Source organism: Paraflavitalea pollutisoli (assembly GCF_029360705.1).
Lineage (GTDB): Bacteria > Bacteroidota > Bacteroidia > Chitinophagales > Chitinophagaceae > Paraflavitalea > Paraflavitalea pollutisoli.
The window spans coordinates 1,132,262-1,155,985 of the sequence record NZ_JARKMX010000008.1 but is presented as its reverse complement, the minus strand read 5'-3'; the positions used below and the strand labels follow the sequence as shown (position 1 = coordinate 1,155,985).

16 protein-coding genes are annotated in these 23,724 nt (G+C 52.8%); 8 read left to right on the top strand and 8 right to left on the bottom strand.

The genetic code is table 11. The features are described from left to right. Nucleotides 1-6 precede the first annotated feature (6 nt). Nucleotides 7-462 (bottom strand): hypothetical protein, encoded by a 456-nt coding sequence (locus tag P2W70_RS18445; RefSeq protein ID WP_276482982.1) that lies wholly within the window; start codon nucleotides 460-462, stop codon nucleotides 7-9. A 353-nt stretch (nucleotides 463-815) separates the two neighbouring features. Continuing rightward, nucleotides 816-1,646 carry a hypothetical protein gene (locus tag P2W70_RS18440; RefSeq protein ID WP_276482981.1) on the bottom strand — a complete coding sequence of 277 codons (831 nt, stop codon included), beginning with the start codon at nucleotides 1,644-1,646 and terminating at the stop codon, nucleotides 816-818. A 622-nt stretch (nucleotides 1,647-2,268) separates the two neighbouring features. Here P2W70_RS18440 and P2W70_RS18435 point away from each other — a divergent pair. After that, on the top strand, nucleotides 2,269-2,913 hold the full coding sequence (locus P2W70_RS18435; RefSeq protein ID WP_276482980.1) for an NAD(P)-dependent oxidoreductase: 645 nt from the start codon (nucleotides 2,269-2,271) through the stop codon (nucleotides 2,911-2,913). Nucleotides 2,914-2,988: 75 nt separating this feature from the next. On the opposite strand, the gene P2W70_RS18430 is transcribed toward P2W70_RS18435, so the two are convergent. Beyond that, nucleotides 2,989-3,489 carry a RidA family protein gene (locus tag P2W70_RS18430; RefSeq protein WP_276482979.1) on the bottom strand — a complete coding sequence of 167 codons (501 nt, stop codon included), beginning with the start codon at nucleotides 3,487-3,489 and terminating at the stop codon, nucleotides 2,989-2,991. Between the two features lie 240 nt (nucleotides 3,490-3,729). Here P2W70_RS18430 and P2W70_RS18425 point away from each other — a divergent pair, with 240 nt between their 5' ends. From P2W70_RS18425 to P2W70_RS18400, 6 genes are all read left to right on the top strand, one after another. Beyond that, a complete protein-coding gene (locus P2W70_RS18425; protein WP_276482978.1) occupies nucleotides 3,730-5,166 on the top strand; it encodes a hypothetical protein in 1,437 nt (478 codons plus the stop codon). A gap of 78 nt (nucleotides 5,167-5,244) precedes the next feature. Further along, nucleotides 5,245-5,751, top strand: a complete 507-nt coding sequence (locus P2W70_RS18420) for a glycoside hydrolase family 88 protein (RefSeq protein ID WP_276482977.1) — start codon at nucleotides 5,245-5,247, stop codon at nucleotides 5,749-5,751. A gap of 18 nt (nucleotides 5,752-5,769) precedes the next feature. After that, nucleotides 5,770-9,945 carry a hybrid sensor histidine kinase/response regulator transcription factor gene (locus P2W70_RS18415; protein WP_276482976.1) on the top strand — a complete coding sequence of 1,392 codons (4,176 nt, stop codon included), beginning with the start codon at nucleotides 5,770-5,772 and terminating at the stop codon, nucleotides 9,943-9,945. 233 nt (nucleotides 9,946-10,178) lie between these two features. Continuing rightward, entirely contained in the window at nucleotides 10,179-13,298 is a 3,120-nt protein-coding gene (gene lacZ, locus P2W70_RS18410) for a beta-galactosidase, LacZ type (RefSeq protein WP_276482975.1), read from the top strand. A 43-nt stretch (nucleotides 13,299-13,341) separates the two neighbouring features. Further along, nucleotides 13,342-14,580, top strand: a complete 1,239-nt coding sequence (locus P2W70_RS18405; RefSeq protein ID WP_276482974.1) for a DUF2264 domain-containing protein — start codon at nucleotides 13,342-13,344, stop codon at nucleotides 14,578-14,580. Nucleotides 14,581-14,600: 20 nt separating this feature from the next. Beyond that, the gene (locus P2W70_RS18400) at nucleotides 14,601-16,733 is read left to right on the top strand and encodes a glycoside hydrolase family 43 protein (protein ID WP_276482973.1); all 2,133 of its coding nucleotides are present in this window, start codon (nucleotides 14,601-14,603) and stop codon (nucleotides 16,731-16,733) included. 67 nt (nucleotides 16,734-16,800) lie between these two features. Here P2W70_RS18400 and P2W70_RS18395 read toward each other — a convergent pair whose 3' ends face one another. Then, nucleotides 16,801-17,163: a hypothetical protein gene (locus P2W70_RS18395; protein WP_276482972.1), complete on the bottom strand. Its 363-nt coding sequence runs from the start codon at nucleotides 17,161-17,163 to the stop codon at nucleotides 16,801-16,803. 234 nt (nucleotides 17,164-17,397) lie between these two features. Between P2W70_RS18395 and P2W70_RS18390 the strand changes: the two genes are divergently transcribed. Next, nucleotides 17,398-20,016: an alpha-L-arabinofuranosidase C-terminal domain-containing protein gene (locus tag P2W70_RS18390; protein WP_276482971.1), complete on the top strand. Its 2,619-nt coding sequence runs from the start codon at nucleotides 17,398-17,400 to the stop codon at nucleotides 20,014-20,016. Between the two features lie 92 nt (nucleotides 20,017-20,108). Here P2W70_RS18390 and P2W70_RS18385 read toward each other — a convergent pair whose 3' ends face one another. The 4 genes from P2W70_RS18385 to P2W70_RS18370 form a co-directional block, all read right to left on the bottom strand. Then, nucleotides 20,109-20,942 (bottom strand): class I SAM-dependent methyltransferase, encoded by an 834-nt coding sequence (locus tag P2W70_RS18385; RefSeq protein ID WP_276482970.1) that lies wholly within the window; start codon nucleotides 20,940-20,942, stop codon nucleotides 20,109-20,111. 275 nt (nucleotides 20,943-21,217) lie between these two features. Continuing rightward, a complete protein-coding gene (locus P2W70_RS18380) occupies nucleotides 21,218-21,751 on the bottom strand; it encodes a hypothetical protein (RefSeq protein WP_276482969.1) in 534 nt (177 codons plus the stop codon). A 6-nt stretch (nucleotides 21,752-21,757) separates the two neighbouring features. Further along, the gene (locus P2W70_RS18375) at nucleotides 21,758-22,735 is read right to left on the bottom strand and encodes a fasciclin domain-containing protein (RefSeq protein WP_276482968.1); all 978 of its coding nucleotides are present in this window, start codon (nucleotides 22,733-22,735) and stop codon (nucleotides 21,758-21,760) included. A 253-nt stretch (nucleotides 22,736-22,988) separates the two neighbouring features. Next, nucleotides 22,989-23,699: a hypothetical protein gene (locus P2W70_RS18370; protein WP_276482967.1), complete on the bottom strand. Its 711-nt coding sequence runs from the start codon at nucleotides 23,697-23,699 to the stop codon at nucleotides 22,989-22,991. Between the last annotated feature and the right edge of the window lie 25 nt (nucleotides 23,700-23,724).

Here is a 23,724-nt window from a genome sequence, read left to right as displayed (position 1 = left end):
AGTCTGCTAAAAATCGTAAGAAAATAAATACGCCTTCCGTTTAGCGGCATTGTACCACAGGTACACCGCCGCTTGCTTCACGTTGTCGATGCGCACCAGGGGAGTAGCCTTGTCGGCATAATTATTATCCCACCAGGTGGCTGTTTCGGGAGCTGGTTGAGGAGCCGCCAGATGCGCGCCACTGACAGAAGCCTGCGCACTGAGTTGCAGTTTTTGCTTGATATAATCGATGGTAGAATCGGTGCAGTCAAAAGAAAACCAATGGGCTTCTTTGTTCGCAGGATCATCGCTGCGCACCGTAATGTTCTTGATATCTTTGGGTGGTGTAAAACCAAGCACGGTTCCCAGACGGTACCGGTTACTTAGGAAGAAAGAACTGCAGGCGATGAGCACGAGGCCCAGCAGCATGTACAATGATAGTAGCCCGTGGCGTTTTCCCCAGGTAATGAATGGTGTTGACATAGCAGTAATGGTCGATGGTTAAAAATAATGAAAACTTCAATTCCAATACTGGTGTTTGGGTAATTTGTTTGTTAACATATGGGTATTGATTGTATATTACGAAAAAATGCCTATCATTCCAGCCTAAGCTGGCCGTTGCAATTGTCTGCGTATTGAATACGGCTTGTCAGGAACCGGCAGGCCAGCCTAAACCAGGGGTCGGAGTATCGTCTGGCAAGGACACAGTAAAGGGCCAGACTGTACAGATAATAACAAAAGCCGTGCCTACCACACCGCATCCGGTAGATAGTGCTACAAAAACGTCTGGAACCTGGCTCCACCAATAACGAAGAAGGCCCTCGTACGCCTCCTGGTTACTTCAATTGTATATGTATATGATCATCGTGCCGCACCGCCCGGCAGCCATGAAACCTGACCTTCGGACTTTTAAGCTCCAGGCGGGCCTTGAGGTGAGGTTCTATGAATAATTTGCCGATGGCAGGATGGGCGGTAAGCCGCTCCGCCAACGCCTTGGTGCGGACTGCATCAAAAGGGTAGCGGCTCTTCCCACCCTGGGGTACCAGGTCTGCCAGCAAACTGTATTGCCAGAAGCCCTTGTCGGCACATTGCGCCGGCATATCTTCTTCGTCATGCCGCGGACCTTCACATACGGCATAGCCAATCGGGGAGGGACTTTCATTGACAGGTACACCGGTGACGCCGTCCTTGTAACAAAAGGCGAGATCGAGCTTTTGGCCATCGTTGTGACTGAGGTGCGGAAACAACGGAAAGCCGTTGAAGAAAGGGAAATTGCCGTCAAGGTAGTTGAGCCGGGTGCCGGGATAGGCCGTGTCCATATAATCGGCTACCTCGTAAACAGCCTCCCGCAAGGCGGGCCGCACATACTGGCGATTCAGCAACCAGGTTAGCGGGGTGACAGGTTGCAGGTGACGGGTGGTGCTGAAAGGCAGCGGCACCCGGCCAAACGGACGGGCCAGCAAAGGCACTACCACAAAAGTGGCGACAGTATACAGTACAAGAAACAACCCCACGCGGAACATACGCTGCAGCCAAGTACGGGTAGTAAGCCGGTCCGTGTACCGTTGCAACCACCGCAACAGCAGGTATACAAGGCCACCAATCTGCGTGAGTATAGTCAGCACGATAAAGAGGATCACGGAAACAGCAAGGCGTAGCAGGCGCATGCAGGTAGGGGTTTGGGTACTTCAAGATAGTTGATCCGCGCCTTAACAGCCATACATTTATTCCCGTCAGCTAGTAATGTCATGACATTTATTTAACGGTAAGTCCAAAATTTGGAAAGGGCATAATGGGAAGCGTAGTTTTGTATCCGGTTGTAAGTGCAGAAGGAGCTTCCAGGGCGAGACAAACTTTGTTGTGCAGGTATCGTACCCCAGGCGCTCCCGTACCCATCCCGTACCGTTCCCGTACCGATCCCGTATAAATAGCTCAACTTTCAAAACAAGGCCATTTTCGCTAAAAAAGGACGGGGCTTATGTGTCCGGAGGGTGCCGCTCCCCACTCGCTTCCATGCCGCTCCCTACTCGCTCCCATGGAAGTGTAATGAAAATAGCACAACTTTTCTAAATCAATCTCTTACACCAAAAGCGATAGGGCCCGGTGTGTCGGTCCCGCTACGCTACACAATTCCCACTTGTTCTTTTCCCGCAGGAACCCTATTTTGCAGGCATTAAACGCTTCTAAAATAAACAGGTAATCAGTCAGGGGCCAGCGGCTCCTGTTGTTCGCATGCATCATTACCCCCAGCATGCCCATGTTCTATTTTTTATTGTAAAGCGTTTTATCATGTCTACACCAACCATCGCCGTAATCGGCGGCACCGGCAAGTCCGGCCAATTCCTCGTTCAGCAATTAGTACAAGATGGATTTCATATACGATTGCTCGTCCGAAACCCAGCCCACGCACTGGCAGCTAGCCCGCAACTCACCATCGTGCCGGGTGAGGTAAGCAACTACCACAGTATCCTGCACCTGCTGCAAGGCTGCATCGCCATCATCAGCACACTCGGATTTGGATTGCCCGCCAGCGCACCCACCATCTTCACCCAATCGACCACGCACGTATTGGAGGCCATGCAGGCCCACGGCATCAGCAGGTATATATTAACGACCGGCCTCATGGTCGACACGCCGTTCGATCGAAAAGGAGAACAGACCATGTCGGCAACCAACTGGATGCGGCAAACCTATCCCGCTTCCACGACCAACAAGCAGGAAGAATACGAACTGCTTGCCACCAGCACCCTCGATTGGACGATGGCACGCCTGCCGGTGATCGAACAAGCCACCGAAGCGCCACCCATCGTCACCAGCCTGGAAGATTGCCCCGGCAACAAGATCAGCGCTAGCAGTCTGGCCCGCTTCCTGATCGATCAGTTGAACGATAAGGCTTTCTTCCGGAAAGCGCCGTTTATCGCCAACGCACCCTAATAAAAAGGGAAACGGTGAGCTCCCCAGCTCACCGTTTTACCACTAGAAACTGCTCTGATGGGTACGGTAACTTCTTTAATGCGGAATGACGGCAATGGCATCCAGCTCCAACAAGTAGTCGGGATGGGCCAGACCAGCCACATAGATCATCGATATCAAGGGCGGCGCCTTCAATTTGCTGAGCGGTTCCTGAAATACTTTAAATCCTTCCTGCAACGGTTGCCCCTGTTGAACATACAGGTTAAACTTGACGACATGCTCCATACCCGCACCACCTGCTTGTAAGGCTTTCTCCAGGTTGGCCAGCACCTGCCTGGTTTGTTCGGCAAAATCACCCTTGCCCACAATATTGCCCGCACTGTCTACCGCATTTTGTCCGCCGATGTATACTGTTTTGTGCAATCCCTCCACGATGGCCAGCTGTGAATAGGCGGGGTTCTTATGCATTCCTTCCGGACTGGTCAAGGTGACCTTGGTATTACTGTTCATATTCAATGGTTTTTCTGGCGCGCTGCTGTCGCAACCGGCCATCGCCAGCACCAACGATACAGCAACAGCCGCATAGATTGTTTTCATGACTATCGTTTACCGGAATACCCAAATAACAATGCCAGCATTGGCCCTGTCGCCGAAACCTCGATCTGTGGCGGATCCTGGCCAGTTGACATGGATCAACCCAATTCATACAACCGTTTTTACAGCACATACCTGCTACAATAGATGGCAGCTGGTTGCACGACTAACTTACACCCGCAATCACTAACATCCTCGTTGACGGGTGATAGCGATAGCATACTTCACATTAAACGTATAGCTATGAATAAGATGTTATGGGCTTTCAGCCTGTTAATGATTTGTATTGCCGTTGCCTGCAAAAAAGATACAGCCCCTGTGGATCCCACCGACCCCGGTGGCGGGCCCAATCCGACACCCAACCCGCCCATCGAATTACCGGAAGGCGAAAAGTGCAAACCGGGAACCATTATACCCGGTACCCTGCTGCAAAAGGAGATCGGTACTGGTGGCGGCGAGTTCGTATTGGGTAATGTAAAGTTTATATTCCCCGCAGGTGCTGTCGATAAACCAGCCACTTTCAAAATACAACGCCTGCTCAACACGGCTCCGAATGGCATCGATAGCATGGCATTTCGTTTCGAAACGGCCACTGATGTGGTCGTGAAGAAACCCGTTAAAATGATCTACACCTTTCCCCGCGATGCGGATGGCAACCCTTTTATCCCGGGCGGATCACCGAAAGTATTGGGTGGCGTGGCTATTCACAAAGTGCCACAGGGACAAACAGAAGGTATATACGAGAAAGTGCCCGGCATGCCCACCATCAACGAGGCGGCCGGCACAGCCACCCAGGATTTTCCATTACCTATCTCCAACGGCAAACTGGATATCGTCAACTTCCTGCAATACAAATTGTGGATCGGTGGACATGACGGTAGTAAGATCAGCAGCACCACGGTGGTATGCGACGACCAGGTCAATTATTGGGTCACCAAGGTGGGTGACCCGGAGCATGAACCCTCCGGCGAAATCTTTGTGCCCATCCCCAAAGAAGAACCGGTAGATGGCAAAAAGAAAAGCTATATCACCGAAATATACATCAATGGCAAAGCCCACGGCACCACCGGCCTGTATGGCCATATCCGCTCCAATAACAAAGACAACTTTTTTTGCTACGAAGCGCCCCGGGTGGTGCCCGGTGGTCCCGAGAAAACGGCTGTCGGATTTTCCATTGCCGTCGACATCATGACGATAAAGAATGATGTATCCAAATATTACCTGGTATCAGGAGTAAAGCTGATTAATGAATCTTCCATCAGCATCAAAGGCCGGATAGTCAAAAACCTGCGGCACGACGCCCTTGAAGAACAGGGGTGGCGTCACATCGGTATTAACCTCAACAGCATGGACCATCCCGGTACGCGCACCTCTGTAGCACTTACCATTAATCATATCTTTTACGGCGTAGGGAAGTTTGAGCTCAAGTATCCCGAACAATCCGATGTGAGCGCATCTGCCTCAGATGGAGAAGCCAGCTATGGCATGTCAGCACCCATTCCCGGCTCCAATGGTAGGCATGAGTATGCCAACGGTACCATCAACATCACTTATTGCAACAGGGGAGAAGGCATCATTAAAGGCGATTACACGCTGAGCCTTGTACGTACTTTCAACGGAAAAGTAGAACGGGTGCCGGTATCGGGCAAGTTCACCATACCCTTGGTAGTAGCCAATTAAGCGACCCTGAGTAAGTGTAGCATCTGCAGGATCGCAATTGTCAAAAATTAACTGTCAACCAGACAAATAACCCTATTTTTGACCAAACACATTTGCGATCCTGCTGTGATGAAAAACTTACCATTCGCCGGTCTGTTCACCGGTTACCGCGTTGCCCTAGGTTCCCTGTTGTTATTGACCATTGGGTCAGAATACACATCCTGTCGTTCTCTCCGGTCCGCCAACACCAGCAACCCGCCCGCCCGCCCCGAAGTGCTGGCCGCCATGCGCCTCGCCAATGGCTACTGGCAGCAAACGCATCCCGATCCAGGCAATCCCTTCTGGGACAATACCGCCTTCCATACCGGCAATAGGGAAGCCCTCCAATTGCTCGATAAAAAGACTTTTCTGCCCGTTGTCGCCAAAAGCTGGCGAAACCTGACCCAAACCTCCCTCCAGTCAGATGGAAAACTGGGTTATGTACAGCCCATCGGCGAAAGAGCGATCCCCGGACAGGTGGTCGATAAGCATTCAACCGCTAACTTTGGCGTTGGCGCTTTCCTCCTGGCAGCGGGTGAGATGGCCCGGTTGACGGATAAAAAATAGTAAACGATAATAGCTTCCTTGTCTCGTACACCGCATATCAACCAATCACTGGTCCGCATGAGCCTGGTGCTCTGCTTACTGGTAACCTGCTGCCGGGCACAGGCCAGCGATACCATGCGTATCAACCGGCTGGGCATTGAAAAAGGCCTGTCCAACAATTCCGTACGCTGCATCTACCAGGACCACAACGGCTTCATGTGGTTTGGCAGCTATGACGGCCTCAACCGCTACGACGGATACGAGTTCAAGATATTCCGCAACAGCCTGGCCGACAGCAACTCCTTGCCACACAACTTCATTTATGCTATACATGAAGATGCCGAACATAACCTGTGGATCGGCACCGGTCAGGGTATTGGCATCTACAGCGATGTGACCGGCGATTTTCGCCCTGCCTATCAGTTGCGGGCCAATGGGCGTCTCGATCGTATCACCAACAATGTCAATTCACTGGCAGCAGACCACGACGGCGATATGTACATCGGTACCAACGGCGCCGGACTCATGGTGCAGCACAAAGGCGCCGCAGGCGCCACCCAGATCCTGGTAGAGAAAGACGGTAAAAATGTGACCAACCTCAACGTCACCTCCATCCGGGTCGATAGCCGCAACAAGGTCTGGATGTTCATTTCGCCCTTAGGACTTTGTTACTACGACAAGGCCACACAAAAGATCATCGTGGTCAACAACACACTCGACCGCGCATCCACCATCGAAATCGACCCCAAGGGAGCTGTCCTCATCGGTTCCCCGTACGGTATCTATAAATTCATTTCTACCAACCTGCCACTACAACTGGTGTATTCGGAAGAGGGTGGCATGCTGCAGGCCAACAATGTCGTATCGCTTTGCCGCGGCGCCGATGGAAAGCTCTGGGCAGGCTCGCGCGGTGGCGGCGTGTCTATCATCGACGAAACAAAGCAGACGGTGCAGCAACTGCAACCAGGAGAAACCGCCTTCACTTTGTCCAGCGAATCCGTATCGGCTATCTATGAAGACCGCGAAGGAAGGAAATGGATGGGCACCCTGAAGGGTGGGGTAAATGTATATTCACCGGCGCGCCGCATGTTCCAGACCATCACCCACGAACCCAACAGCAGCAACAGCCTCATCAATAATTTCGCAGCAGCATTCTGGGAAGACCGCGACAAGCGCCTCTGGATAGGTACCGATGGCGGCGGCTTCAGCATCTGGAACCGGGCCACCAACCAGTTCACCAACTATCGGCACGAACCCGGTCGCCCCCAGTCACTCAGCAATAACCACGTCAGCTGCATCATACAGGATCGATTCGGCGATACCTGGATCTCGACCTTTGGCGGCGGCATCAACCGGTTCGATCCGGCCAGCAATAGTTTCAGGCATTATACCTGCGAGAACCCGGCGGCTGGTCTCGAAAACCAGGAGGTATGGATCATGTACGAAGACCGGCAGGGTATGCTATGGGCCACCACCTTCGGCAATGGCAGCCTGTATTATTTCGATCGCACCCTCGACCGGTTCCTGGTGTTCAGCCAGCAGATCAAAGATGTGCTCACGATGTTTGAAGACAGCCGGGGCGCCTTGTGGTGCGGAACACCCCAGGACCTCATCCGCATCGATCGCAACGACAAACAACATGTTCGCTATCCCATCCGCAAACCGGTACGGGCCATTCATGAAGACAAACTCGGCAATTTCTGGATCGGCTCCGAAGGCGGTGGCCTGCTCAGTTTCGACAGGCTGACCGGCAATACCGGCAAGCGCTATACCATGGAAGACGGCCTCGCCAACAATGCCGTATTGAACATACTGGAAGATAAATATGGCAACCTGTGGATGAGTACGTTCAACGGCTTGTCTCAATTAAATAGTAAAGACAATTCCTTCAAGAACTATTACCAGGACGACGGCCTGCAAAGCAACCAGTTCCTGTACAGTGCCGCCCTCAAACTGCGGTCCGGCGAAATGATCTTTGGCGGTATCCATGGGTTCAATATTTTCCACCCGGATAACATCGTCAGCACCCGCACGCCGGCCCCGGTACACCTCACGGGCCTGCGCATCAACAACCTGCCCTTGCCCCAGGCGGCCAAATACATCACCGCGGCGTCCGGCGGTCAGGTTCTGTCCATCGAGATCCCTTACGACGATGCCGTGCTCTCGGTCGATTTTGCAGCCCTTGAATACAGTGCCCCCAACAAGATTAGTTATGCCTACTACCTCGACGGGTGGGACAAAGACTGGAACTACAGCGGCAAAGTGCGTACCGCCACCTATACCAAACTGCACGAAGGCAGCTACCGCCTGCGCATCAAAGCAACCGATGCCGCCGGTGCCTGGACCGGCAAAGAGTGGGTAATGCAGGTAACCGTATTGCCGCCCTGGTACCGCAGCTGGTGGGCCTATGTTCTATACCTGTCCGCGATCATCTCGGCCATCGTGCTGTACCAGCGCTACCGGGCCAACCGGGCCCGGCTGCAGTACGAAGTAGCCATTGCCAACGCCAATGCCAGCCGGGAAAAAGCAGAGCGCGAACGTGCCGAAGCCGAACTGCAATCGCAGGCCGCGCAGCGCGAAACGGAAAAGGTAAAAGCCGAAAAAGAACAGGAGATCAACGACAAGCGACTGGCCTTCTTTACTAATATTTCACATGAGTTCAGAACACCGATCAGCCTCATCATCAATCCCGTAAAGGATTTGCTGGCGAAGCCGGAAGGGAAGAAGAATGACCTCGCCGGGCTCCAACTGGTGTACCGCAATGCCCGCCGTTTGCTGAGCCTGGTCGATCAGTTGCTGCTGTTCCGCAAAGCAGAAGCCGGTGCCGATCGCCTGCGCATCGTACCACTCGATCTGTGCGCCCTGTGCAAAGAGGTATTTTATGCTTTCGAACAACAGGCCCGGTCAGCCAATATGGACTATACCTTCCAATCCTCGGCAGAAACCATCGAAGTATACGCCGACCGCGAGAAGCTGGAGATCGCTTTTTACAACCTCCTGTCCAACGCCTTCAAGTATACACCCGCAGGGGGAGCCATCTCCCTGGAGGTCAAAGACGGACCAGGCACGGCCAGCGTATCGATCCGGGATACCGGCTATGGTATTCCTGCCCAGGTAGGCGATAAACTCTTCGACCGTTTCTTCCAGGTGCAGAAAAAGAATGGCCCTACCAAGCCAGGATTTGGTATCGGTCTCTACCTCGTACGGCACTTCGTGGAAAGCCTCAAAGGAAACATCCGGTATGAGAGTGAAGAGGGGACAGGCTCCTGCTTTTACGTGGAATTGCTGAAAGGCCGCGGGCATTTCGACGACGAACTGATCGTTGAACACCAGCCCGCCGAACCAACGCTGCTGAAAGAGTTGGTCGATGAACAGCCGGCAGGTTACGACAAGTTGCCCGACCACCTGAATATGCTCGACCCCGATACGATGTTCAACGAAAAGCGGTCGATGTTGGTGGTGGACGACGACGAACAGATACGACAGTACCTCGCCCGATTGTTCGATGCCGGGTTTACTGTGTACACGGCCGATAATGCGGTGGAGGGTTTCAAACTGGCCAGCCAGCATGTGCCGGATATCGTGATCAGCGATGTCAATATGGAAGGCATGGACGGCATTGAACTGTGTACCGCCATCAAAGAAGATCCATCGTTAAGTCATATTCCCGTGATCCTGCTCACCGGCAACGAGGCCCAGGAAACCAAACTGGAAGGACTGGAAGGAGGCGCCGATGATTACATCATGAAGCCGTTTGACAATGAACTGCTGATGGCGCGGGTGCAGAACATCCTCAAGAGCCGCACCACCCTCCAGAAATTCTTCTACAACGAGATCACACTCGGCAAAACGGCCTATAAAGTCACCGCCGAATACCAGGAGTTCCTAAAAAACTGTATCGCCATCGTAGAAGCCCACCTCGACAATCCCGATTTCGGCATCAAGATGCTGGCGACGGAATTGCGGATGGGGCAGTCGAACCTGTACAAAAAGGTCAAGTCCATCTCCGGGCAATCGCCCGTTGCCTTTATCCGGTTTATCCGCCTGCGCAAAGTGGCCAAGACCCTCATGGAAACCAATTACAATATCAATGAGGCAGCCTTCGATGCCGGGTTCAATGACATGAAGCATTTCCGAGAACATTTCACCAAACTGTTTGGCATGAAGCCCTCCGATTTTGTAAAGACGTACCGAAAAGGAGGTGGAGAAGCCTGATAATCGGTAGTATTAGACGATTTTCCCCCCATTAATTACTAATTACACCCCTATACATCGCCACGGTCTGGGTATTTTGCAGAAGCTGTGGTCGCAACAGACCCGCATCGATTGTAAAACTGATAATTGCCGTATGAGGAGACGAATGGCGTGTTTCCCGACCCCGGTACCCCCGGAAACCCTAACAGGCTCATCCTGATTCTCCCGGCTGTTATTCCTCATCTAAAACTGGCATGAAATTAAAACATTGGTGCAGCCTTGCCGCCCTGATCGGTACCCACATCGCCCTGGGCCAGCAAGCTGCCAACGACTGGGAAAACCCCGCCCTGTTTGAACGCAACAAAGAAAAAGCGCACGCTACTTTTATGGTCTTCCCCAAACAGGAAGACGTGGTGGCAGACGACTATACCCGTTCGCCCTGGTACCAATCGCTCAACGGCACCTGGAAATTCAAGTATGTGGACCAGCACGCCGACCGGCCCAAAGACTTTTACCTACCCGGCTTCGATGACTCCCGATGGAGCCAGCTGGCCGTTCCTTCCAACTGGGAAATGAAAGGATTCGGTATACCCATTTACACCAACATTACTTATCCGCACCCCAAAACGCCGCCCCGTATCGGAGACAACAATCCCGTAGGCACCTACCGCAGAACCTTTACTGTACCCGCCGAATGGCAGGGTAACCCGGTATTCCTGCACTTCGGCTCCATCTCGGGTTGTGCGTTCGTATACGTCAACGGGAAGGAAGTGGGCATGTCCAAAGCGGCCAAGTCGCCGGCTGAGTTCAATATTGCCCCCTACCTGAAAGCGGGCGAAAATACCCTGGCGGTACAGGTATACCGCTGGCACGACGGCAGCTACCTGGAAGACCAGGATTTCTGGCGCCTCTCCGGTATTGAAAGAGACGTGTTTCTGTATACGCTTCCCAAAACCTCCGTCTGGGACTTCTTCCTGAAGGCCGGACTGGATGACAAATACACGCAGGGACAATTCAGCGGCGAAGTGACACTCCGCCGTTTTGCAGCAGCCAAAGGCGCTGGAGAGGTCACCGTATCCCTCGTTACGCCCGACGGCAAAACCGTATTCACCCAAAAGACGAAAATAGCGGCAGGGACCGACAGCCTCGTCACCATTGCAGTGGCCGGCAAAGTCCCAACGCCGCAGAAATGGAGTGCCGAGTTACCCAACCTATACGACTGTATCATTGCCCTCAAAACCGACGATGGTCAACCCATCACCTATACAGGGGCCAAGATTGGTTTCCGCAAAGTGGAGATCAAAAATGCCCGCCTGCTGGTGAATGGCGTACCCGTCATGGTCAAGGGTGTCAACCGCCACGAGCACGACGATGTAGAAGGACATATGCCGGTGAAGGAAACCATGCTCAAAGACATCAGCCTGATGAAGCAATTCAACGTCAACGCCGTGCGTACCTCGCATTACCCCAATGATCCCTACTGGATCAAATTGTGCGATAAATACGGCTTGTATGTCGTCGATGAGGCCAATATCGAAACCCATGGTATGGGCGCTACCTTCCAGTCCTGGTTCGATACCACTCAGCATCCGGCCTACCGGCCCGAATGGGCGCCTGCACATATGGACCGCATGCAGCGCCTGGTAGAGCGCGACAAGAACCATCCTTCCGTCATCATCTGGTCAATGGGCAATGAGTGTGGCAATGGCAAAGTATTCCACGATGGTTACCTGTGGATGAAGCAGCGCGACAATACACGCCCCATACAATTTGAGCAGGCCGGAGAAGACTGGAACACCGATATCGTGTGCCCCATGTACCCCGGTATGAACTCCATGCACAAGTATGCCGACGCGAAGGATAAAACAAGGCCCTACATCATGTGCGAATTCTCGCACGCGATGGGCAACAGCAACGGTAATTTCCGTACCTACTGGGATATCATCAATGGCAGCCCGCACATGCAGGGTGGCTTTATCTGGGACTGGGTCGATCAGGGCATCAAAACCAAAGACGGCAATGGCAAAGTATTCTGGGCGTATGGCGGCGACCTCGGTTCCTTCTACTGGCAAAATGATGAGAACGGTGTGGCCGATGGCCTGCTCTCCAGCGACCGCACACCCGATCCTGGTTTGTACGAAGTGAAGAAAGTATACCAGAACATCACGTTTACGGCAAAGGATATACAGAAAGGACAGATCGCTGTGCGCAACTTGTTCGACTTCACCAACCTCAGCGCTTACGATTTTGCCTATGAGCTGATCGTGGATGGTAAGAAAACAGGTGGCAGCTCCTTTACCGTCACTGCAGCACCCCACAGCGAACAGCTGGTGCAATTGCCCGGCTTCAACCTGCCAGCCGGCGGCGAAGTATTCTGTAACGTGTACGCGTACAGCAAAACCGCTACCGACCTCGTGCCGAATGGGCATGAGCTGGCGCGCGAACAGTTTGCCGTCAGTGGCAACTATTTCAATACGGCTAAGAAGGCCGATGGTACCCTGAAGGTAGAGCGCAACGGCAACCAACTTCGGTTCACCGCTGGCGCGGTGACCGGCGAGTTCGATACCCGCTGGGGAAGGTTTACTGCGTATGCCTACAACAAAGAACGCGTACCGATCAACAACCTCGAGCCTTATTTCTGGCGTGCGCCCATCGACAATGATTTCGGCAGCAATATGCCGGTGAACATGGGTATCTGGCGTACGGCTCATACCAATCGCAGCATGAAAAAGGTAATCGTAGGTGAGCAGGATGACAACGGTATCAACATTAAAGTAGAATACCAACTGGCAGCGATCAATGTGCCCTACGTGGTCGAATACCAGGTCATGAAAGATGGTGCCGTGAAAGTAACCGCCTCCATCGACCTGCGTGGGCGCGAGTTGCCCGAGCTGCCGCGCTTCGGTATGCGCCTCACGCTGCCTGGCCGCTTCCAGGACCTGAGCTATTATGGCCGTGGTCCCTGGGAAAACTACAGCGACCGCAAAGAAGCGGCCCTGATCGGTCAGTACCAGGACAAGGTCAACAACCAATATTATGCAGGCTATATCCGTCCGCAGGAGAGTGGCTACAAGACTGATACCCGCTGGCTTACCCTCACCAGCGACAAGGTTGGTCTTCGGGTAGAAGGATTGCAGCCGATCTGCTTCAGTGCCACCCACCATTCGGTAGAAGAACTGGATCCCGGTTCTACCAAGAAGCAGCAGCATCCTACGGACCTGCCGCCTTCGCACCAGGTATACCTGCACATCGACCTCAACCAGCGTGGGGTAGGGGGCGACAACAGTTGGGGCGCCTTGCCACACGAAGAGTTCCGGATGCTGGCGAAGGAATACAGCTACAGTTATGTACTGAGTTTGTTTGGAACGAAATAGCTTTGAGGCGCCCGGCAACGGGCGCCTTCCTAAATAGTAACGAATGCTGACAAAGAACTATTCGATGGCTTGCCTGCTGGCCGCCTGCTTATTGCTGGTCACTACCCGCGTTGCAGCACAAACAACCGGCGCCGCCGACCGCACCCTGTGGTTGGAACAAATGGACAAGCTGGCCCGTCCCGTGATGGAGAACCTGGCCAATGGCACCTTGAAAACCAATATGCGCGTAGTGCTCGCCGATAAGGTCGACAACAAAGTGCACAGAACACAGGCATCTTACCTCGAAGCGTTTGGACGTACCCTCACCGGTATCAGTCCCTGGCTGCAAGGCGAAGGCGGTAATGCCAAAGAAATAGCACTGCGCAACCAGTACCGCCAGTGGGCGGTAAAAGCAGTAGCCAATGCCGTGAATCCAGCCTCCCCCGATTACCTCACCTGGACGGGTGGTCAACCCTTCGTCGATGCCTCCTTCTTTGCCCTGGGCCTTATCCGTTGCCCCTGGCTATGGGCGCACCTCGATGACTCTACCCAACAACGTACGGTTGCCGCCCTGCGTCTCTCGCGCAGCACCGTGCCGGTGTATTCCAACTGGATCCTGTTTACCGGAATGGTCGAAGCCTTCTTTTGTAAATATGGTTATGAATACGACAAGGTGCGCATCGAGTTTGGTATCCGCGAGTTTGCCAACCATTGGTATACCGGCGATGGTATGTTCTCCGATGGCATGAACTTCGCGATGGACTATTACAACAGTTATGTGATACAACCCTACCTCAACACCATCCTCGCCGTGCTCAACAGCAAGGGCAAAGCCTATGAATGGTTCCTGCCCAAACTGGACAAGATATCCAAACGCTATGCAGAACTGCAGGAGAAGGTGATCAATACCGATGGTTCCTTTCCTGCCACCGGCCGCTCAATCGTGTATCGGGGTGGAGCATTCCATCACCTGGCCGACATGAGTTATCGTTTGCAACTGCCGGCTTCTTTGCAGCCGGCGCAGGTGCGCGGTGCTTTGACCGCGGTATTGAAGAAGACCCTGCAGGCACCCAATACGTATAACAAGGAAGGCTGGCTGAACCTGGGCCTCTACGGCCACCAGCCAGGCCTGGCCGACTTCTATATCAATACCGGTAGTTTGTACCTGTGCTCGGCGTTGTTTTTGCCGCTGGGCTTATCGCCCGAAGACCCGTTCTGGTCTTCTCCTGCCGCACCGTGGAGTGCCGTGAAAATATGGAGTGGCCAGGATGCGGAAGCCGACCATGCGCTGCACCTCAATTGATCAACTTGAAAATGATGCATATGAACCGTTGGAAATACAAGTTACTGTATGTGACACTTTGCTTGTTAATGGCGCCCGCCTTGATAGCGCAGCCGAAGGATAAGCCGTCCGGTTATACCAAATATGTCTTCGCTTATTTTACCGGCAATACCGGTGACGAAGAAGCGATTCGTTTTGCACTGAGCAATGATGGCTACCATTACCAGGCCCTCAATGGCGACAAGCCCATCATCCCCTCGGCGGCCATCAGCGAAACCGGGGGTGTGCGCGACCCGCATATCCTGCGCGGGGCCGATGGCAAAAGCTTCTACATGGTAGTGACCGATATGGTGTCGGCACGTGGCTGGAACTCCAATCGGGGTATGGTGTTGCTGAAGTCCAAAGACATGATCAACTGGACGTCGAGCAAGATCAACTTCCAAAAACGCTTTGCCGGCAACGATAGCCTGTTACGCGTGTGGGCACCACAAACCATCTATGATGCAAAGGCGGGTAAATACATGATCTACTTCTCGCTCAAGCAGGGTAAAGATCCCGATAAGATCTACTATGCCTATGCCAATAAAGACTTCACCGACTTCGAGACGGAACCCAAGCAATTGTTCTTCAATCCCAGCGGCGGCGCTTGTATCGATGGAGATATCGTAGCAAAGGACGGTAAGTTTTACCTGTTCTTCAAAACCGAAGATGCCGGTGCAGGCTTGAAGATCGCCGTATCGGACAAGCTGACGGAAGGGTATATGCTGCGCGATCGTTTTGTGCAGCAAACCAAAGATCCGGTAGAAGGTTCTTCCGTCTTCAAGCTGAATGATGGTAGCGGGTATGTGCTGATGTATGATGTGTATACCAAGGGCACCTACCAGTTTACACGCTCCGAAGACCTGGAGCACTTCACCGTAATCGATAAAGAGATCTCCATGAACTTTCATCCCCGTCATGGCACCGTATTGCCGATCACGTCGGCAGAATACGCTCGCTTGCTGAAGCAATGGATGCGGCCGGAGGATGTGGTGATGACGGCGAAAGATCCCAATATCAGGAAGATCAATGTAGAACTGGATTCTGCGAAGCGCCAGCTCATCTTACCCGTGTCGCCAGGCGTTGATCCCAATAGCATCAAACCACAGTTTTTATCTATGACCGGCATCAGCGTTACGGCGGGTAAAGGCCATTTTGCCAATGGTCCGGTACCGTATACGGTATCTATCACTGGACGCAAGCCGGAAACCTATAGCGTCGTAGTGAAGGAAGTAAAGAATCCTATATTGCCCGGTTATTATGCCGATCCGGAAGTATTGTATTCCAACAAGACCGGTAAATATTATGTCTATCCCACCAGTGATGGCTTCAATGGCTGGTCGGGCACTTATTTCAAAACCTTCTCCTCCAGCGATCTCAAGCATTGGAAGGACGAAGGCGTGATCCTTGACCTGCCCAAAGACGTGAGCTGGGGCAAACGCAATGCCTGGGCGCCTTGTATTGTAGAAAAGAAGATCAATGGCGAATACAAATACTTCTATTACTTCACCGCAGCACAGAAGATCGGGGTGGCCGTGTCCGACAACCCTACAGGGCCCTTCGTGGATATGGGCAAACCGCTGATCGACAAGCTGCCCGCTGGTGTAAAGGGTGGACAGAATATCGACCCCGATGTGTTTACCGATCCGCAGACAGGTAAATCGTATTTCTATTGGGGCAATGGTTTTATGGCAGGCGTCGAGTTGAATGAAGACATGACCTCGCTTAAGACGGAAACCCTCACGATCCTCAACCCCGGCGCTACTTTCCGCGAAGGCACGGAAGTATTCTTCCGCAAGGGTAAATACTATTTTCTCTGGTCGGAGAACGATACCCGCGATGCGGACTACCGCGTACGGTATGGCACAGCTACTTCACCGCTGGGACCCATACAACCCGTGGAGAATAACCTGATCCTGGCGAAGGATGCCGCCACCGGTGTGTATGGCACGGGGCATAACTGTGTATTACAGGTACCTGGTAAAGATGAGTGGTATATCATTTACCATCGCTTCAATCGCCCGCAGGGCATTAAGATGGGGGGCGCTGCCGGTTTCCACCGCGAAGTATGTATCGATCCCATGACCTTTGCAGCAGATGGAAGCATTATACCCGTGAAACCTTCGGCTTACTAGAGGATTCGCAACGTATTGGAAGAGGGCGGCAAGGTCGCCCTTTTTTTATGTTAGCCGGTAGCGGTGATTAGTGCCGGATGTTGATACTGATGATCTCCGCAGTCAGGAATAGTGCGGTGAGGGTAATGCCTTTAATGACGAGTGGCTTGTCCTTCAGCACCATGGCGCGGAGCGTCAGGATGGCGGCACCCAGGAACAGGAGGCCAGCGATGAGCTGATAGCCCGAATAGGTAGCCGGTGTCTGGTAATACCAGGGGTATTGGTGCGTGCTACCCCAGGGATATGCGGCTGCAGAACCCCCGAAAGCGACATGGTAGAATTCAGAAAAGCTCAATAAGAAAAAGGAAAGACTGGCAAAGACCATGATGCCGGAACAGGTCCAGATCAGTTTGCCGGTGGTATCACGTGAGGTATGGGCGACAGTATTCATAATGGTAAGGGTCTACCAATATAGCAACAATATCCCGGACTTGCAATGGGGGAGGCGGCGGTGAGGGCTATTTTACCAACCGCTTAACATTTTCCCCAAATCGATGTGTTTGCATCCCTTAAAAGTAGGTAATTTCCCTATTGTCCGTATTGCTCCCTTTCAATCCTTCCTTGTCTGATTGCTGCAATAATTGTATTATTGACATTTAAATGAACCAACCCAACTTGTTTGCCCATGAGGTCTGCCATTAACGCCTGCTGCAGCCTGTTGCTGCTCATTTCCCTGTTCCATGTCCACGCCCTGGCGCAGCCGCAACAACGCCCCGGCGCCGTACGCCTGCTCGCCTACGGTACCGCTAAAAACAATTACCACAATGGTTTGCATTTTGCCTGGAGCCAGGACGGTGCCAACTGGTACCTCATTGGCAATGAAGCTGGCTTCGTGTACAGCGACTACGGCCGCTGGGGATCCGAAAAAAAGATGATTGATCCCTATCTCATCAAAGGACGCAACGGTGAATGGCATGCCGTATGGGCGCTCAATGACCGCGAAAAGATCTTCGCGCACGTAACCTCCAAAGACCTCGTGAACTGGGGACCGCAGGACTACCAGTTGGTCACTGCCGGCGCCAATGTAACGCGCCCAACCCTGCAATACCTGGCAACCGAAGACGCGTATGTGATCCAGTATGCCGATAAGAATAACCAGTATTTCCAGTTAACGACGAAAGATTTCAAAACCTATACGCCAGAAAAAGCGATACCCGCTGCGCAGTTTTACAATGCCAAAGAAACAACCCGGTTGCCCAATGGAGAGGCCAGCGGCAATGTAAACTGGGTGGCCTACGACGAAGTCGATCAACTGGTCAAAGCCTGGGAACAACGGCAATACCGCAATGGCCTGCACGGCGAGAACACCACGCAGGATGCACAACGTTTTGCCAACCTCAAGCCGGTCAATGCGAAGATCGTATTGAAGCCTGCGCAGCGTAAACCCATCAGCAACCTGCTGACAGGCGTTTTCTTTGAAGACATCAACTATGCCGCCGACGGCGGTATCTATGCCGAACTGGTACAAAACCGCGGCTTTGAATATGCCTTGTCCGATAAAGAAGGCCGCGACTCCACCTGGAAACAGGATTATGCCTGGAAGGCACAGGGCAACCAACTGCAATTCACCATTGCCACCGACGCCCCCCTCCACGCCAACAACCCGCATTATGCCGTATTGAAAACAACGGCGCCAGGCGGTTACCTCACCAATACCGGATTCGATGGCATCCCGGTGAAGAAAGGAGAGAACTACAAACTCAGCCTCTTTACCAAACAAACAACCGGCAACGGTAAGCTAAAGATAAGCCTGGTGGGCAAGGACGGTGCTGTGCTGGCAACTGCCTCCATTAGTCCTTCAAAAGGCAACTGGAAGCCCGCAAAAGCATTGCTGAAGGCCAATGCCGATGCTGCGGATGCACACCTCGAACTGGCGCCACTGGGTGCGGGTACCTTGCAGCTCGATATGGTATCATTGTTCCCGGAAAAGACCTTTATGGGCCGGGAGAATGGCCTGCGCGCCGACCTCGCCCAGACTGTAGCTGATATACACCCTCGATTTATCCGCTTCCCCGGTGGTTGCGTAGCGCACGGAGACGGACTGCACAATATCTATCAATGGAAGAACACCATCGGCCCACTCGAAGCACGGGTGCCCATGCGCAATCTGTGGGGTTACCACCAAACGGGCGGATTGGGCTACTTCGAATACTTCCGTTATTGCGAAGACATTGGGGCCGAGCCATTGCCCGTACTCGCTGCCGGTGTGCCTTGTCAGAACTCTGGCAGCAATGGCACCATGGGTGGTCAGCAAGGCGGCATACCGATGGAACAAATGGGTGCTTATGTTCAGGATATCCTGGATCTGGTAGAATACGCCAACGGCGATATTACCACGACCTGGGGTAAGAAGCGTGCCGAAGCCGGTCATCCGAAGCCGTTCAACCTGAAATACATCGGCATCGGCAACGAAGACCTCATCACCGACCTGTTTGAGGTACGCTTCGCCATGATACAACAAGCGCTAAAAGCAAAATATCCCAACCTCACAGTGATCGGCACCGTAGGGCCATTCTGGGAAGGAACGGATTACGACGAAGGCTGGAAACTGGCCGATAAACACAAGGTCTCCATGGTGGATGAGCACTACTATGTACCACCAGGCTGGATGATCAACAACCAGGACTTCTACGACAAATACGATCGCAGCCGCAGCAAAGTATACCTCGGTGAATATGCCGCCCACTTGCCCGGTCGGCCCAATAACCTCGAAACGGCACTGGCAGAAGCACTCTACCTCACGAGCCTGGAGCGCAATGGCGATGTGGTGTCGATGGCCTCATATGCGCCCTTGCTGGCCAAAGAAGGGCACACGCAATGGAATCCAGACCTGATCTATTTCAACAACACGGAAGTGAAACCCACCGTAGGGTATCACGTACAGAGGATCTATGGCCAATATGCCGGCGACCAGTATGTGCCTGCAGAGATCAATATATCATCCAACCAGGATGCCGTACGCAAAAGGATCGCTTATTCTGTCGTGCTGGACAGCGCCAAAGGAGAGGCAATCTTGAAGCTGGTCAATCTGCTACCCGTGGCTGTGACTACCAATGTGGAACTGGGTGCGCTGAAACCTGCGAGTACAACGGCCGATAAATTGGTACTGACTGGCGCGCCGGCGGATAAAGACGCGAAGCCGGTAGCCTCAACCATGAACCTGTCGGAACTTAGCGGCTTTTCGTTGGCGCCTTACTCGTTTACCGTGATCCGGTTCAAGATTGGCCCCATCACGAATCCTTAACATCCGATCGATGACTTTCAGGAAATAGAAAAGGGTGTATCACTACTGAGGTGATACACCCTTTTGTATGTCGTGGAATGGCTGGTAAGCGTTTATCGACGCGTAACGGTTACCCGTAGAAAATTGGCGGTGATCTTGCTGGTATCCGTACTGCCGCTGCTGTTCTGGCTGTTGAACAGGTCGGTTAACTCACGCCGCAGGTCATCTGCTTTCCCGCTTTTCTCAGCAGCTTCAAAGGCATTCATGGTAGGGCCATAAAACAGCCTGAATCTGTCTACGAGTTCAGACGGCGGACAGGCATATTCGAAAGTAAAGCTGTCTTTCAAAAAGGAGATGTCTTCGGGTGCCACACCGGCTGCCACAAACCGTTCTGTAACATGGCTTTCTACACCCCACAACATCGGGCTCACAAAACCTTCTGGTGGCGGTGGGGTATAGGCAGAGCTGATCTTTAAGATTTGTGCTACCAGCGTCGGGTCACCGGGTATCCAGTTGCCCATCACGATCCTGCCGCCGGGCTTGGTCACCCGCACCAGTTCTTTGGCTACATCCAGCGGTTTGGGGGCAAACATGGCCCCGAAGATCGTCACTACGAGATCGAATTGTTGGTCGTCGAGGTCGTGCAGGTCAGTGGCATCACCTTCCTGAAACAACACATTGGAAAGACCTTCCTCTTTCGCCCGGCGATTACCGGCTTCCACCAGGTTGCGCGCGATATCGACACCCAATACGTGGGCCCCTAGTTTCGCTTCGGGGATCGCCGTGGTGCCATCTCCGCAACCCAGGTCGAGCACCTGCATGCCTGGTTGAATACCTAATTGTGCCACCAGCGCGGTGCCGCTGTCACGCATGCTTTCGGCGATCTTGGTGAAGTCGCCTTTTTCCCATAATGCTTTGTTGGGGTTCATTGCTGTTGTAGTTGTCATTGTTTATTATTTAGGGCAATATTAGCCATTCGGTAGAGCGGGGACATGCCTGTGAAGTCCAGTTATATGACTGTAAAGTCCAGCGGTACGGAGGTGTTCATGCGGGCACTTTTACGAAGGGTGCGTTGCCAGGCGATCAACAAAGTAGTACAATTCAATGCCGGTCACAATCGCTCAAATGAGGTAGGTAAAAGACTTTACAGACTTCCTGAAAAAACAATAGCCCGCGAGAGCGGGCTATTGGTGAATTATTTACAGAATAATGCCGACCGTTGTTAACGGGCAGTTACTGGCGCCGTTGGCTTTTGCCGAAGCCCCTGTTTTTCCTGCCCGGTTACATATTTTGATTGCTGCAGGTAATTGTAAATGTTGTTGTACAACTTGTTGTCAGTTACAGCAGCCAGGTGGTTGATCAGGTACTGCTTGTCGGCCTTGATTTCGTCATTGTAGCCCAGCAACGAGGGTACATTGGTTTGGATGGTGAACCTCAGGTAGCGAAGTTCGATATCGCCGGGATGCGCCGCGAGGGCACTGTCCAGCACCTTTCTTCCTTTTTTGAAATACGACAGTTTGCTGAAAGGGCTGCCGGCATGTTTGGCCATCAACATGATCGCTGCACCCCGGTATCCCCAGACGGCTGGATCACCAGTGCGGCCACATTGCTGCAGCCTGGTGATGAACTGTGTGCAGGTATTTTCGGCGCCGGCCGCCTGCTCATACAATGTTCTCGCTTCCGCCAGGGTAGGGCACTGCGCCCGGGCGCCAGTACCGGCTAATGACAATAAAATGATCCAAAACCAATGTTTCATACGCTGTTAAGGTAATAAAACCTGGTCAACTGCGTGAATAACCCCATTTGTGGCCACCACATTGGCAATGGTAATATTGGCATTGGTGGTATTGCCCACGCCTTTGATCTTCGCGCCACCGGCCAGGGATACGGTCAGTTTATTGGCGCCCAGCGTCGACAATTGAGATCCGTCTACGAGGTCGGTGCTGAAGTTGCGACCGTTGACAACGTGGTTATACAATAAGATCTTGAGGTTGGCGGCACTGGCAGCCTGAACCGAAGCGATCGTGGGATAACCGGCATTGATGAACGCCTGGTTGGTAGGTGCAAAGGCGGTGAGCGGACCTGGGCCATTGAGTGCTACGATCACATCGAGACCGGCTTTCTGCGAAGCCGCGATCAGGTACGTGAAATTGGGATTGACGGCAATGGTTTCCGCCACTGTCGCCAATGGTGGATTCAATACCCGGTCTATTACATGGATTACGCCGTTGGAGGCGTTGATATCAGCTCTTTTCACTTTTACCCCGTTGATGTATACACCGGTGTTGTTGCGGGTAGTAAAGGCCACTTTTCCGCCTTTGGTGGTGACCTCGGCGTTGGGGCCTGCTGCTACATCGGCCGCCAGCACCTTGGTGGTGAGGACATGGTATTCGAGGAAGGTTTTGAGCAGGGCGGTATTGGTGCCGTCGAGGGCATTGATCTTGGCTTCGGTGTCCATATCGGCAATGCCGTCGCCATTGAGGTCGATGAGTTTAAAGGCCGCATCATCCGGAGCAAAGAGGGTCAGGTTGCCGTTGGCTGCCAGGGAGGTGGAGATGCCTGCTTTTACAATGGCTGCTTCCAGTAGGGTGAGGTCGCCATCGGCTGCTACATTTTCCGAGATCGTCTTCGAGGCGTTGCCGCCGCCGTTATTGTCTTTGTCTTTCTTGCAGCCGGTCGTCAGGGTCGCGGCAATCGTGGTCACATACAATACAGTGTGCAAAGAACGCAATGCTTTCATACAATAGTTATTTAAGTGGTGAGGTGCCGGCTTGCTATCAGGTACCGCCGGCTGGTCTCTCTACGGGTAGGTGGGTGTCCCTATATAACATGATCCGTGCCAGTTACCTGGCGGCAGCGGGAAAGGCAGCAAAGGAAAAAATTTTGGGTAGATGTTTCAACAACGGCAGCATGCGTTGGGACAGATGTTAATCACTGACCTGCTTCGATCAGCAAGAGTTGGTCGTTATATTTTATGCCAGTGCTAACAGGGACTACTGGTTCTTGGAGAGTTGTAACAGCTGTTCAAATTCTGGTAGTATGCGACCCTGTTCTGCGGCAAGCAGGATGTCGGTGACGGTGGGAGCGTCCTTTTCGAAATAAACCTGGTGCAGCAATTGATCAAGCAGAAAATAACTCCTGACCTTGTTGTAGGTTGTTTTAGCAGGATCCAGCAGTTGGGTATCGTTGTTTTCTTTCATGGAGGTGGAGTCGTAATGAATAGGGCGGTTATAGTTGGCTTGTTTTTCGTTGACAAGGGCCAGCTTGCCCTCTACTACATAGTATTCGACGAGTGCCTGCCCCGTCTCTCCAAAATACCAGGCGGTTATTTTTTGTAGTTGGTGGTTGCTATAATAGAATCTTGCTTCAGCGCCTTCGGTGGATACGCCCTCCAGTTCTTTGAATTCGACCTTATCCCATTTTTGAATGGCATTGATGCGTTGATAATGCTCCCGGATCGACACAAGTGCAGCGGCATGGTCATCATGGAGGATGGTGTCTGTTTCGTTCGTGGATTCTTTGAGTATGGCCGTTGCTTCCGGAATGGTATCAGCAGCGCCAGTCAGCGTATCGGTGTGGGGGATGGTGGATGGTGGCGCTTTTTCTTTACAGCTGATGAGCCATCCAGCCATTAGCAGCAGGAAAGAGAGGGAGGATAGGCGCAGGAATGAGCTGTGGGGCACGGATTGGGTGGGTTGTTGCACAAAAACAGGTTTATGTGCTAATATA